This is a genomic window from Agrobacterium sp. Azo12, assembly GCF_029193765.2.
In the GTDB taxonomy this organism is placed as follows: Bacteria; Pseudomonadota; Alphaproteobacteria; order Rhizobiales; family Rhizobiaceae; genus Agrobacterium.
Genome location: NZ_JARFYO020000001.1, coordinates 2,635,798 through 2,647,907, shown reverse-complemented (window position 1 = coordinate 2,647,907; position 12,110 = coordinate 2,635,798). Strand labels below are relative to the sequence as shown.

Below are 12,110 nucleotides of genomic sequence, written 5' to 3'. Positions count from 1 at the left end.
AAAATAGATTTTTATGTTTCTGAATTTTGGCGAAAAGCCACGAGAAACGTGCGCGACCTTTGCGCGCATTTTTCGCAAACGGTGAAATGCGAACGGAATTTAAGCGGGCAAATAGCGGCGTGAGGTTTGTGCGCGGCTAAAGCATTTCCAGCGGCATTTTTTTCGCCGGTGGCGGGAAGGCGGCATCCAGTGCATCCCAATCCTCATCGCTGATATCAAGACCAGCGGCGCCCCGGTTTTCCTCGACGCGCTGCGGATGGGTGCTTTTGGGAATAGCAATCACGCCGTCGCGCTCCAGCAGAAAGGCGAGGGCAATCTGTGCAGGAGTTGCCTGATAGGCCTTTGCGATACGGATCAGTTCGGCATTGCGCAAAATACGGCCTTGTTCAATCGGCGAATAGGCCATCAGCGGTACGCGGTTTCGCTGACACCACGGCAATAGATCGTATTCCGGCCCGCGGCGGGACAGATTGTAGAGCACCTGATTGACGGCGCAGTTACCACCACCTTGAACGGCAAACAGCTCTTCCATATCAGAGGCGTCAAAGTTGGAGACGCCCCATTCGCCAATCTTGCCCTGTTGTTTCAGGGTCTCGAAAGCGGCGACGGTTTCGCGCAGTGCATGTGGCCCACGCCAGTGAAGGAGATAGAGGTCGATGTAATCGGTTCCCAGCCGTTCAAGACTTCGGTCGCAGGCGTCGATTGTGCCCTTACTGTCGGCATTCCATGGGTACACCTTGCTGACCAGAAACACCTGATCGCGTCGCCCTGCAATCGCCTTGCCGACCACCTCTTCGGATTTGCCATCGGCATACATTTCTGCCGTGTCGATCAATGTCATGCCGACATCTATTGCCTTTTGAATGCTGGCGATCTCATCCGGTTCGCTGCGCGGTTCTTCGCCCATCATCCATGTGCCAAGACCCAAGGCAGGAACATTCACGCCGGAGGGCAGGCTGACTGTTGGAATGTCTTCTTGCATGGGAACTCCTTCATCACTGGCGGGCAGGCCCGCAGACAATACAAAAAAAACCGGTCCTGTGTGGCAACGTCTTTGGCGCAATCTATCAAAAAAAGTGACTGTTGTTATGACGGTTTACGACTGGTTCTAATGGCACGCGGTGGGTAATCTGGCGCACCTCTGGAGGCCGCATGACTATCGAAACATTTCTGGCACTTGTCCTTTTTGCCTTTACCACGTCCATCACACCCGGACCCAACAACATGATGTTGTTCTCTTCTGGGGTGAACTTCGGCTTCCGTCGAACGGTTCCACATATGCTGGGCATCGGTGCCGGATTTCTGTCGCTGCTGATTGGCGTTGGTTTTGGGCTGGGTGCCTTGTTGCATTCTGTGCCGATGCTCTACACGGCGTTGAAATTCGCAGGTGGTCTTTATCTTGTGTGGATTGCCTGGAAGATAGGGATGTCGCGCAGCCTCTCCGAGGGCAAGACCGGGGCCGCACCGATGACCTTTTTGGGGGCTGCCGCGTTTCAATGGGTCAACCCGAAAGCCTGGGTAATGGCGGTGACAGCCATGGCGACCTATACGGATGAGAGCCAGTATTTCACCACCGTCCTGCTGGTCGGGGTGGCCTTTGCTGCCGTTAACCTGCCAAGTGTTTCCACCTGGGCAGGTTTTGGCTCCGCGTTGCGGGAATGGCTTTCGGTGCCGGTGCGGTTAAAGTGGTTCAACATCACCATGGCGGTGCTTCTGGTTCTGAGCCTCTGGCCAATGCTGAAATAGCGTTGGTCAGGTCGGAAACTGGCGGTAACATTCCTCGGCAATACGGCGCAGATCGGTGTGCGAGATTTCGCCCGATACGGCATAGCCGAGTTCATTGTCGATCCAGTAGAAGGTCGAGACACCATCGGCATCCGCGAGGCGGAAGCTGGTGGTGCGGTTTTGCGGATTACGGCCGACCAGCACGGTGACACGTTCACCGCTGCCGTTCTGGTACATCAGCATGGCACCGGGTTTGCCACTGACCGGCACCAGTCTGCCGCCAACCAGCTCATAACCCACTGAGGTCAGATCCGGCACGGTGAAAGGATACCCCAAACGTTTGCCAAGCCAGGTTGCCAGATGCGCCTGCTGGTCTGCACCGACTTCGACGGGGTGGCGGACTTCGCTGGCATAGATGAGATAGGCAGATTCTGCCTGTGTCGATATATCGGCCACGACCTGTGTTGGCCGCTGTGGGTCTGCTTTTTGCGGTAGCAAGGGTAAAAATTGCCCGGCAACGGCGCCAGCGCCAAAAATCAGGCAGGCGGCAGCAGCACGCATCAGGACGGGCATAAGGCGACGGCCACTGTCTTGCAGGGTGTGCAGCAGTTTGTGGTCGTCATATTTTGCCGTGTGGTAGGGGGCGAATGCCTGTCGCAGGGCCTTTGCGTGGTCGTGCCAGTCCTTAACCTTGGCGCGGTCCTGCGGGTTCGACTCGAGCCACTGCTCCACGCGGGCGTGGTCTTCGGCACCCAGCAGTCCGTCTGCATAGGCGTGAAGATCGCTTTCCGTTATGGCATTGTCTCTCGTCATTTCGGTCTCCGCAGTGGTATGATATTGTCCTCGCTCAGATGAATTCGCACAGTTTCTCGCGCTCTCGAAAGGCGCGACATCACCGTGCCGAGCGGTATATTCATGAGGTTTGCGACCTCCTGATAGCTGTAACCTTCTACCGTCACCAACATCAAAACAGCACGCAGGTCAGGGTTTAACTGGGCAAGGGCATCATGCAGGCGCTTGTTTTCCAGCGTATCGCTTGCCGGTTCGCTCACTATCTCGTTTTCGCAGGCGTCGATATTCTCAGACGGATGGCGTTTCTCCGCCCGGTAACGGTTGCGGGAAATATTGGTCATGATGGCATAGGCCCAGGCTTTCATCTGCGATCCGCGCCACTGCTGCTTTTTGGACAAAGCGTGTTCCACGCAATCCTGCAGCAGGTCTTCGCCGTCACTGTCAGAGCGGGAAAGACTGCGGGAATACCGACGTAACAAGGGCATCAGGGCCAGCATCTGGCCCTCGAACGAACTGTCGGCGGGAGCTTTGGGCTCCCGCCTTTCGTTATTGTTCATGCCATCATGGCTTTGCGACATGCCAAACTCCACCGACGCCATCTCCCGTGGCGTCACCTTCCTTCATGTCCTTGACCCAATAATACAACGGTTTGCCATCCTTGGCCCACTGTTTTGTTCCGTCCTTGCGATCAATCACGGTGTAACCGTTGCCAGCCTTGTCGTCCGCCTTTGCCATCAGTGGCGGCCAGTTGGTCGCGCATTTGTCGTAGCAATTAGACACGTCTTTTTTGTCGTTCTGGAACGTGTAAAGCGTCATGCCCTTGTCGCCGGCAAGAACTTCGCCCTTGTCGGTTTTAACGGTCTTCAGCATGGGGGCAGCATAGGCCGTGCCGGCAACTGCCAGCATGACAACAGGAATGAGTGCGAGCGTTTTCATGGAGATCCTCCTCGTTTGGTGCGGCGAAACAGCCGGTCACATGGAGTAAGACACCAGAGGAGGCGGATTTATTCCGTGGTTTGGAAAAAATCTTTCGATGCAGTTTCTACGCTTAGTTCCAAAACGGAATGTCGGGTTTCATCAACATCAGCCAGAATATGCCGATGACGGCAAAGAAGGCTGGAAAACCGCAGGCAAACCAGATGCGGTAAAGTCGGAACCACTGTGGCGGCAATGGCGTGTCATCCCTTGCGGCAAGGCGGGCAATGTCACGCAGCCTGATCTGTATCCACACCACCGGCAACCAGAACAGGCCGGTAAAGACATACAGCATGAGCGACAGGAAGACCCAGCCTTCTGTCAGCGGCCAGCCGATGCTTTTAGCCAACAGGTATCCGGTGATCGGTTGGAAAATGGCGGCCGTTGCCGTGAACAGCGTATCGGCAATCACTACCGTGCTGCTGACATGGGCAATCAATACAGGGTTTTCGGTCTGGCGTGCCACGACCATAAAAAATGCAATGCCGGCACCGGTGCCCAGAAGTACGGTTGCGCCAATGACATGGGCAAGGCGGATAAATTCTTCCAGCATGGTGGCCTATCGTTCGTCTAATGTCGCGAGCGCGACCAGCGTGAGCAGGATGGAGGGCAGGACTTTGACAAGCGGCCCCAGCGGGTCAAGCCACAGTCCCGGTTCCAGCACCGTGCCGCCAGCCAGGTAGGTGGCGGTGACCATCAACATACCGAGCATGGCCCTGCGTGCAAAAGGCCGCACCAGAACGGCGAGGCCCAGCGCCATGTCCAGCACACAGGTGGCGACGGTAATAGCAACTGCTGCCGTGGATGGCATGAAGGGCAGGAAGTGACCGGATGCCCGCGGCAGGTCGAAAAGCGGGATCAGGCCAGACAGCAGCCAGAACAGCGACAGGCACAGAATGATTGCCGGTTTCAGCAGATACAATCGTGCAAACCACAGGTCCTGCACACCTGAAGGGCTTGCCTGCAATGTCTGCTGTGCGGTTTTCAGCAGCACACCGTAATGCCTGGCATCTGTTCTGGCGGAGGTAATGACGCCCTCCGACATGACTTGCATCGCGGTGGAACGCAGGGGCGAGCGCCAACCGAGACGTCCGGCCAAATCTGCCAACCAGCTGACCGGTCGGGCGATGGCGGGTGGCAGCGAAATGATCCGCGCAGTCGGTAGGCCCAGCCATTGGCGGTGCAGAAGAACAAGCGAGCCGAGCGTATGCTTTTCATCGGCAGCGAGGTCGACGTCGCTTTTGGGAGGGATCGATCCGGTGAGTGCCAAAAGAACCATTTGCGCAACAGCGCCGATGGCAACGGTTTGAACAGGGCTGTCTGCGTGGGTGAGCGGCAATATGCGCGGCATGCTGGCAAGTGCGCGCAGCAGTGATGTTCCGCCATGAGAATTGCGACCAATGACCAACGCCGGGCGCAGAATGACGTAAGGCAGGCCACTTTCGACAAGGGCTTCATCAGCGCGCCGTTTGGTGGCGAGGAAGGGCAGGGATGACGCTGCACCTGCGGTTCTGGCAGAGATCTGGATGATCAGCCGGCCACCTGCAGCCTGTGCCGCCTGATAGAGCGCCAGCATGGATTTTTCCTGCGTGGCGGCGAGATTGTCGGCCAGACCGTCCTGCAGGGCGCCAGCACAATTGACGATGGCGTCGTGACTTTCCACAAGTGCCTGCCATGCCGATGGTTCGCCTATGCGTGCCAGATCGGTGCTGACCCATTGCATGTCTGGTAGCTTGTATTTTGTCCGCTGAGGGTCGCGTCCAAGACCGGTAACCTGATGGCCTTGCAGGGCAAGTTTCCTTGCAATCTCTGAGCCGATGAAACCTGTTGCGCCGAGAATCAGTATCTTCATGGGAGCATTTTAGGCGCTATTGCCCTCGCTGGCACGCATGGAAGGAAAACTTCCACGGAGAGTTTGCGGTTGCGCAGCTGCCCCGAATCCTGCGAAGAGAGCGCATGCAATTTTCACCGCAACAAGACGAGGCTCTTAAAGCCGTTTCGCGTTGGCTCAAGGAAGGCCGTTCGCAGGTTTTCAGGCTTTTCGGTTATGCCGGAACGGGCAAGACGACGCTTGCCAAACATTTCGCTGAGAATGTGGATGGCGACGTGTTGTTTGCGGCCTTTACCGGCAAGGCGGCACAGGTGCTGCGTTCCCGCGGCGCGTCCAATGCCCGCACCATACATTCACTGATTTATCGACCACGTGGTGAAGAAGCCATCGAAAACGAGGAAACCGGCAAGACGTCCATCGCGCCGATGTTTTCCATCAACCGGCAAAGCCCGCTTGCCAAAGCTGCGCTGATCATCATCGACGAATGCTCAATGGTGGACGAGCAACTGGGCAAGGACCTGATGAGCTTCGGCACGCCGATCCTCGTTCTGGGAGATCCCGGCCAGTTGCCGCCGGTAACCGGTGGCGGTTATTTCACCGAGCAGGAACCGGATTATCTACTGAGCGAAATTCATCGTCAGGCCAAGGATAACCCGATCATCCAGCTGGCCATGGATGTGCGCGAAGGTCGCGAGATCATGCGCGGCGATTATGGTTCGGCGCAAGTGATATCCAAATCGGAAGTGACGCAGTCATTGGTGCTGGACGCCGATCAGGTTCTGGTTGGTACCAACCGCACCCGTCGTCGTTACAACCAGCGTCTTCGCGAGTTGAAGGGCTTTTCGGCCGATTACCCGCAATCGGGTGACAAGCTGGTATGCCTGCGCAATGACCCTGCAAAGGGCCTGCTCAACGGCTCGCTTTGGCAGGTGATGAGTTCATCGCGCGAGACGGTAAAACCCGGCATCAACCTGATGATCCGTCCTGAAGACGACGATATGGATCGCGGTGCGGCAAAGATCAAACTGCTGAAAGCGGCGTTTGAGGAAAGCGAAACCGAAATTCCCTGGACGACGCGCAAGCGTTACGACGAGTTTGATTTCGGTTATGCGCTGACTGTGCACAAGGCGCAGGGTTCGCAGTGGAACAATGTTGTGTTGTTCGACGAGAGTTTCGCATTTCGCGACAGCCGCGAGCGCTGGCTTTATACAGCCATTACCCGCGCTGCAGAAACACTGACGATCGTTCGATAGGGCGACTATTCCCGTTCTTTCAAGCGGGGATGATGCCAAGCAATACGGCCTTGGCAACCGCTTGAAAGCGGTTGTTGGCGCTAAATTTCTGGATAATGCCCAATTCGATTTTCTGCAGTTCTTCCGTGCGCAGGCCAACGGCACGCGCCAGACGAACGGAGGCATAACCTTCTGCCATCAGTTCCAGGCATTTGCGTTCGATATCGGTCAGTATGATCGTATCTTCGGGTAATGGGCCGGTTTGAACCGTGTCATCATCATCATCCGGGGCCAGCAGATTGCTGATCTGTTGCATTTGCCGGCGCATGGTTGAAAGATCGGCTGTCAGTTCGCGTTTGCGGTTATTGAGCAAATCTTCGAACAGCGCTGTCGCTTCCCCTTGAGAATCCGCATCAGCCAGCTTTTCCATGAATTCCTGAATGACCGCAACGGGAATGCCCACTTCGCGGCAGGTGTTGACCAGCGCCATGACATTTACGTCGCGATGCGAATAGATGCGCATCAGGCCAGAACGGCGGGAGGATAGCAGTCCTTTTTCCTCGTAGAAATGCAACGTTCTATGGGTGACGCCAAAAAGATTAGCCATCTCTGCTATTCCAACCGGCTCTGGCGGCAAGCGTAGGGATAGTTTGAGGTCTGGCAAGAAAATATGTTCGTCATAGAGCGACGACTTAGATTTCGCACGTATTTGACTGTCGGGCGTATTTTCATTCTGCATAAGGTCTCCCCCCTCCATGCGTGAATATCTTTACAGCATTCCTTCTTGATCAGTCGCTACATTCCATGAATGAACAGCGCGAGATTGGCCCTCTCGCGTGTCTGGTCTTTCATTTTTGATGTCTGGAGTGAAATGTTTGCCTGGCGCAATCACGAGGTGTGCCACTCACAAGGCGAGCGTCGTTTGTGTGATTGGTCCTATGGTCGGCAACATCTCTCACAGGCGGCATTCCTTTCAGCGGATTGCGCGAATTTAGCATAATGAACCCATTTCTGATTCTGTTCCATGCCGAATACTTTTTTTCTGGTTGTTGCGTTTGTGTTACTGCATCCTTGATAAAAGAGAGTACTCACTCCTGATTTGCATTTCCAAGGGCTTTCGCCATGCCAACCACTTTATCCGTTAATCTCAATGCCATAGCTATGCTGCGCAACAGGCGCGATCTGCCCTGGCCGGATGTCGAACATTTTGGTCGACTGGCGCTTCAGGCCGGTGCCAGCGGTCTGACAGTACATCCGCGGCCAGACCAACGCCACATTCGGTTTTCTGATTTGCCTGTGTTACGCGCCCTGATTGATGACGAGTTCCCGCAGGCGGAGTTCAACATTGAAGGATATCCAACGGAAGAATTTCTGTTGCTGTGCGAACAGGCGCAGCCTGAACAGGTGACATTGGTGCCCGATGATCCGTCGCAGGCGACATCCGACCATGGCTGGGATTTCCGCAAGGACGCAACTTTCCTCAAGGAAACCGTTGCCCGTCTGAAAGCCGGAGGCATGCGCGTGTCGCTGTTTGCCGATGGTGACGGAGACCGTTCGGCCGTGGAACTGGCTGCTGAGACCGGTGCCGCACGTATCGAACTTTACACTGGCCCGTTTGGCGGGTGTTACGACGATCCGGCAAAAGAGGCAGTACTGCTTGAGGCTTTGGGCCAGACGGCCGATCACGCCAAGGCGCTAGGGCTTGCGGTCAATGCCGGTCATGACCTGACGGTTGCCAACCTCCCGGCACTGGTCAAGCGCATTCCTTATTTGGCCGAGGTCTCCATCGGTCACGGACTGACTGCGGATGCTCTGGAATATGGCATGGTCGAGACGGTGCGGCGTTTTTGCCGCGCCTGCGGTCAGGATATTTCATAACTATCGTCAAGTTTTGGCTTTATAAATTGTGCCTGCGCATTCCCATGCGCGGGCTTTATTTATTATGACCAAGGGGCAGTTTTATGCAGGAACATCATGTCGTTGTTGTCGGAGGCGGGTTTGGCGGGCTTCAGCTTGTACATGGTCTGAAAGGCGCACCTGTTCGCATAACGCTGATTGACCGACGCAATCACCACCTGTTCCAGCCACTGCTCTACCAAGTCGCATCCACCGTTCTCGCCACATCCGAAATCGCCTGGCCTATTCGCCTGCTGTACAAGGACCGCAAAGAGGTCACCACCCTGTTGACTGAGGTGACCGGCGTCGACCGTGCCGCAAAAACCGTGCAGTTGAAGACCGGTGAAAACATTGGTTACGACACGCTGGTTCTGGCAACCGGTGCACGCCATGCCTATTTTGGCAATGACCAGTGGGAAAGCGTGGCACCGGGTCTGAAGACCCTGGAGGATGCCACGACGTTACGCCGTCGTTTGCTGCTGGCCTTTGAAAAGGCCGAGCTCAGCAATGACCCGGCGGAGCGCGAAGCGCTTTTGACCTTCGTCACCATCGGCGCTGGCCCGACCGGTGTGGAAATGGCCGGCATGATTGCCGAGTTGGCGCATAAAATTCTTCCACCGGAATTCCGCCGTGTTGATACCACCAAAGCCAAGGTCATTCTGGTGGAGGCTGGTCCACGTGTATTGCCGGTGTTTACCGAAAAACTTTCCGCTTACGCCAAAGATGCTTTGGAAAAGCTTGGCGTACAGGTTTCGCTTGGCACACCGGTTACAGCCTGCACGGATGAAGGTGTGACAATTGGAGATCGTTTCGTGGCTTGCCGCACCGTGGTGTGGGCGGCAGGTGTGCAGGCATCTCCCGCCGCGCAATGGCTTGGCATCGCGGCCGACCGGGCAGGGCGCGCCATCGTCGGGCCAGACCTGACCATTGAGGGTGATCCTGACGTGTTCGTGATTGGTGATACGGCTGCCGTAACACAGCAAAGCGGCAAGCCGGTGCCGGGTATAGCGCCAGCGGCAAAACAGCAGGGTAGTTATGTTGCGAGACTCATTGTTGCCCGTCTGGCTGGCATGCCATTCACAGCACCGTTTCGTTACAGGCATCAGGGCAATCTGGCGACGATCGGTAAACGTGCCGCCGTTATCGACTTCGGCAAGTTCAGCCTCAAGGGCGGGCTTGCCTGGTGGATCTGGGGCCTTGCCCACATCTACTTCCTGATCGGCACGCGTTCGCGCCTTGCGGTGGCATGGAGCTGGTTGTGGATCTATCTCAGTGGTCAGCACAGTGCCCGCCTGATTACCCAGAAAGAAACTCTCAAAGACGAGGCGTGACACAACGCTTCTTGCGCAAACAGAAAAGGGGCAGGATGCATATCGCATCCTGCCCCTCGTTTATTCAGGCCATTGGTCAGCAATCAGGCTGGCAGTGTCGCCATGTCGATGACGAAGCGGTAACGGACGTCGCTCTTCAGCACGCGTTCATAGGCTTCGTTGACGTCCTTGATGTCGATTTTTTCAATTTCCGAGACAATGTTGTGCTTGCCGCAGAAATCGAGCATTTCCTGGGTTTCCTTGATCGAACCGATCATCGAACCGGACAGGCTTCTTGCGCCGACGATAAGCGAGAAGGCGTGAACCGGAATGGCATGCTCAGGCGCGCCAACCACAACCATGCTGCCCTTTGGCTTCAACAGGCCGAGATAAGCGTTCCAGTCGATCGCCACACCTGCTGTGCAGATGATGAGGTCAAATGTGCCAGCCAGCTTTTCGAAGGTCGATGCGTCGCTGGTGGCATAATATTCCTTTGCACCCAGCTTCAGGCCATCTTCACGCTTGGAAAGCGTTTGCGACAGCACGGTCACGTCTGCGCCTAGTGCAGCACCGAGCTTTACGCCCATGTGGCCAAGACCGCCCATGCCGACAATGGCAACCTTCTTGCCCGGAGCGGCTTCCCAACGACGAAGCGGCGAGTAAAGCGTGATACCGGCGCACAGCAGTGGTGCGGACGCGTCGAGCGGCAGGTTGTCCGGGATGGACAGGACATAACCTTCCTTGACAACGATATGGTCGGAGTAACCGCCCTGCGTTCTGGTTTTTCCATCGGCATCGTTGTCGTTATAGGTCTGGACGAGACCTGGCATGTAGTGTTCGTTGTCGAGATCGCGGGTGGCGCAGCCGACGCAGCTGTCCACGAAGCAGCCAACGCCGACGTGATCACCGACCTTGAAGCGTGTGACCTTGGAACCGACAGCCTTGACGACGCCGGCAATCTCGTGGCCAGGAACGATTGGGAAAACGGCGTTTTTCCATTCGTTGCGGACAGTGTGAATGTCGGAGTGGCAGATGCCCGCATATTTGATGTCGATGACAACGTCATCGTCATTCGGCTCGCGACGTTCAAAGGTAAAAGGAGTGAGTGGCTTCGACGCATCCGTCGCAGCATAACCTCTTGCAATAGCCATCTGAAGTTTCCTTTCAGGTTTGGGAAAGCGATGGCGGATACTGCAATGAAAATGCGCTGTGCCGTTAGAGCGATCCTCCAGCCTTTTTGCACGATCCTGCAAATTGAATCGGTGTGGCCTTTGCGAAAGGGCCGCCATATTCTAGATGTAACCTACCGGATCCGTTCTTTCTCGAAGAGACTTGACCAATGACGCTGCCTTTTAGCCCCTATCATGAAATCGCTTCGATCGCTGCGCGTTACGCGCCTGTTGACGGGGAGGTGCAGACGGCCGTTGACGGTCTGGGTATCAGCAAACGTTCGTCACCCAGTGCGCCGTGCCATGGTAGCTACCGTCCTTGCCTTGCGATGGTGATTCAAGGCGCTAAAAGCCTGCAACTGGGCACAGACACAATCAATTACGCCGCGGGTGACTATCTGCTGAGTTCGCTGGACCTGCCTGTCGCATGGCGTGTGGTTGAGGCCAGCGAACAGGTTCCGCATTTCTGCATCACGCTTGCTATCAGCGGCGAAAAAGTGCTGGATCTTATGGCTCGCGCCCATATCCGGCGGCGTGCGGAGACTGCAACCGGCCAGCGTGGCATTGTCGTCAATGCGGCAACACCGGAACTTCTCGATGCAACCACAAGGTTGCTCCGTTTGCTTGATCGTCCATCCGACATTCCAGCCATGGCGCCGCTGATAGAGGAGGAAATCCTCTACCGCGTGTTGACTGGGCCAGCTGGTGAGCAGTTGATGGGCATCGTTGCCGCCGACACACATGGCAACCGCATTGCCCGTGCCATTGCCTGGCTGCGCGAGAACTTTGCCCGCCAGTTACGGATTGAAGACCTTGCCGATTATGTCGGCATGAGCGTGTCGTCCTTTCATCACCACTTCAAGGCAATCACCGCAATGACACCGGTCCAGTACCAGAAACAGCTTCGCCTGCAGGAAGCACGGCGGTTGATGTTGCTGGAGCGGCTGGACGCCGGTACTGCCGGCCACCGTGTTGGCTACCAAAGCCCCTCGCAGTTCAGCCGGGAGTACAGCCGTGTTTACGGCCTGTCGCCAGCCCGCGATGTCGAGGCGTCACGCGAAAGTATGGTTGCGGAATAACGAGACTGGATGCCGCAAGGTTAATACGTGGCGATTCCGGCATGTTTAGAATCTGTTGGCGCGGTTTCTTCGAGTAAATCACGACAGCAAAACCGAAATGC

General features: G+C 56.2%; 13 protein-coding genes. 5 read left to right on the top strand and 8 right to left on the bottom strand.

The genetic code is table 11. The features are described from left to right. Window positions 1–136: 136 nt before the first annotated feature. Window positions 137–982: an aldo/keto reductase gene (locus PYL13_RS12730; RefSeq protein WP_275641583.1), complete on the bottom strand. Its 846-nt coding sequence runs from the start codon at window positions 980–982 to the stop codon at window positions 137–139. A gap of 170 nt (window positions 983–1,152) precedes the next feature. On the opposite strand from PYL13_RS12730, the gene PYL13_RS12725 reads away from it, so the two are divergent. Further along, window positions 1,153–1,746 carry a LysE family translocator gene (locus tag PYL13_RS12725; RefSeq protein ID WP_250981825.1) on the top strand — a complete coding sequence of 198 codons (594 nt, stop codon included), beginning with the start codon at window positions 1,153–1,155 and terminating at the stop codon, window positions 1,744–1,746. 6 nt (window positions 1,747–1,752) lie between these two features. On the opposite strand, the gene PYL13_RS12720 is transcribed toward PYL13_RS12725, so the two are convergent. The 5 genes from PYL13_RS12720 to PYL13_RS12700 all read right to left on the bottom strand — a co-directional run bounded on the left by PYL13_RS12720 (window position 1,753) and on the right by PYL13_RS12700 (window position 5,344). After that, window positions 1,753–2,538 (bottom strand): anti-sigma factor family protein, encoded by a 786-nt coding sequence (locus PYL13_RS12720; protein WP_275641582.1) that lies wholly within the window; start codon window positions 2,536–2,538, stop codon window positions 1,753–1,755. Next, window positions 2,535–3,095: an RNA polymerase sigma factor gene (locus tag PYL13_RS12715; protein ID WP_275641581.1), complete on the bottom strand. Its 561-nt coding sequence runs from the start codon at window positions 3,093–3,095 to the stop codon at window positions 2,535–2,537. The genes PYL13_RS12720 and PYL13_RS12715 overlap by 4 nt, the downstream gene beginning before the upstream one ends. Continuing rightward, window positions 3,079–3,453 carry a COG4315 family predicted lipoprotein gene (locus PYL13_RS12710; protein ID WP_250981822.1) on the bottom strand — a complete coding sequence of 125 codons (375 nt, stop codon included), beginning with the start codon at window positions 3,451–3,453 and terminating at the stop codon, window positions 3,079–3,081. Before PYL13_RS12710 ends, PYL13_RS12715 begins: the two co-directional genes overlap by 17 nt. Window positions 3,454–3,565: 112 nt before the next feature. Then, window positions 3,566–4,045 carry a DUF2269 family protein gene (locus PYL13_RS12705; protein WP_275641580.1) on the bottom strand — a complete coding sequence of 160 codons (480 nt, stop codon included), beginning with the start codon at window positions 4,043–4,045 and terminating at the stop codon, window positions 3,566–3,568. A gap of 6 nt (window positions 4,046–4,051) precedes the next feature. Beyond that, window positions 4,052–5,344: an SDR family oxidoreductase gene (locus tag PYL13_RS12700; protein ID WP_275641579.1), complete on the bottom strand. Its 1,293-nt coding sequence runs from the start codon at window positions 5,342–5,344 to the stop codon at window positions 4,052–4,054. Between the two features lie 104 nt (window positions 5,345–5,448). Here PYL13_RS12700 and PYL13_RS12695 point away from each other — a divergent pair, with 104 nt between their 5' ends. Next, window positions 5,449–6,576: an ATP-dependent DNA helicase gene (locus PYL13_RS12695; RefSeq protein ID WP_192488579.1), complete on the top strand. Its 1,128-nt coding sequence runs from the start codon at window positions 5,449–5,451 to the stop codon at window positions 6,574–6,576. Between the two features lie 19 nt (window positions 6,577–6,595). Here PYL13_RS12695 and PYL13_RS12690 read toward each other — a convergent pair whose 3' ends face one another. Beyond that, window positions 6,596–7,294: a MerR family transcriptional regulator gene (locus PYL13_RS12690; protein ID WP_275641578.1), complete on the bottom strand. Its 699-nt coding sequence runs from the start codon at window positions 7,292–7,294 to the stop codon at window positions 6,596–6,598. A gap of 383 nt (window positions 7,295–7,677) precedes the next feature. On the opposite strand from PYL13_RS12690, the gene PYL13_RS12685 reads away from it, so the two are divergent. Continuing rightward, the gene (locus PYL13_RS12685) at window positions 7,678–8,433 is read left to right on the top strand and encodes a pyridoxine 5'-phosphate synthase (RefSeq protein WP_275641577.1); all 756 of its coding nucleotides are present in this window, start codon (window positions 7,678–7,680) and stop codon (window positions 8,431–8,433) included. A gap of 83 nt (window positions 8,434–8,516) precedes the next feature. Further along, window positions 8,517–9,782: an NAD(P)/FAD-dependent oxidoreductase gene (locus PYL13_RS12680; protein ID WP_275641576.1), complete on the top strand. Its 1,266-nt coding sequence runs from the start codon at window positions 8,517–8,519 to the stop codon at window positions 9,780–9,782. 83 nt (window positions 9,783–9,865) lie between these two features. Here the strand turns inward: PYL13_RS12680 and PYL13_RS12675 are convergent, their stop codons facing one another. Continuing rightward, window positions 9,866–10,912, bottom strand: coding sequence for an NAD(P)-dependent alcohol dehydrogenase (locus PYL13_RS12675; protein WP_275641575.1), 1,047 nt, complete (start codon window positions 10,910–10,912; stop codon window positions 9,866–9,868). A gap of 188 nt (window positions 10,913–11,100) precedes the next feature. On the opposite strand from PYL13_RS12675, the gene PYL13_RS12670 reads away from it, so the two are divergent. Further along, entirely contained in the window at window positions 11,101–12,009 is a 909-nt protein-coding gene (locus PYL13_RS12670) for an AraC family transcriptional regulator (RefSeq protein ID WP_275641574.1), read from the top strand. Window positions 12,010–12,110: the final 101 nt, after the last annotated feature.

Coding starts and splice junctions, on each gene's coding strand:
- PYL13_RS12670 (WP_275641574.1), top strand. CDS start 11,101: ATGACGCTGCCTTTTAGCCCCTATCATGAAATCGCTTCGATCGCTGCG.
- PYL13_RS12675 (WP_275641575.1), bottom strand. CDS start 10,912: ATGGCTATTGCAAGAGGTTATGCTGCGACGGATGCGTCGAAGCCACTC.
- PYL13_RS12730 (WP_275641583.1), bottom strand. CDS start 982: ATGCAAGAAGACATTCCAACAGTCAGCCTGCCCTCCGGCGTGAATGTT.
- PYL13_RS12685 (WP_275641577.1), top strand. CDS start 7,678: ATGCCAACCACTTTATCCGTTAATCTCAATGCCATAGCTATGCTGCGC.
- PYL13_RS12725 (WP_250981825.1), top strand. CDS start 1,153: ATGACTATCGAAACATTTCTGGCACTTGTCCTTTTTGCCTTTACCACG.
- PYL13_RS12705 (WP_275641580.1), bottom strand. CDS start 4,045: ATGCTGGAAGAATTTATCCGCCTTGCCCATGTCATTGGCGCAACCGTA.
- PYL13_RS12710 (WP_250981822.1), bottom strand. CDS start 3,453: ATGAAAACGCTCGCACTCATTCCTGTTGTCATGCTGGCAGTTGCCGGC.
- PYL13_RS12680 (WP_275641576.1), top strand. CDS start 8,517: ATGCAGGAACATCATGTCGTTGTTGTCGGAGGCGGGTTTGGCGGGCTT.
- PYL13_RS12690 (WP_275641578.1), bottom strand. CDS start 7,294: ATGCAGAATGAAAATACGCCCGACAGTCAAATACGTGCGAAATCTAAG.
- PYL13_RS12695 (WP_192488579.1), top strand. CDS start 5,449: ATGCAATTTTCACCGCAACAAGACGAGGCTCTTAAAGCCGTTTCGCGT.
- PYL13_RS12720 (WP_275641582.1), bottom strand. CDS start 2,538: ATGACGAGAGACAATGCCATAACGGAAAGCGATCTTCACGCCTATGCA.
- PYL13_RS12715 (WP_275641581.1), bottom strand. CDS start 3,095: ATGTCGCAAAGCCATGATGGCATGAACAATAACGAAAGGCGGGAGCCC.
- PYL13_RS12700 (WP_275641579.1), bottom strand. CDS start 5,344: ATGAAGATACTGATTCTCGGCGCAACAGGTTTCATCGGCTCAGAGATT.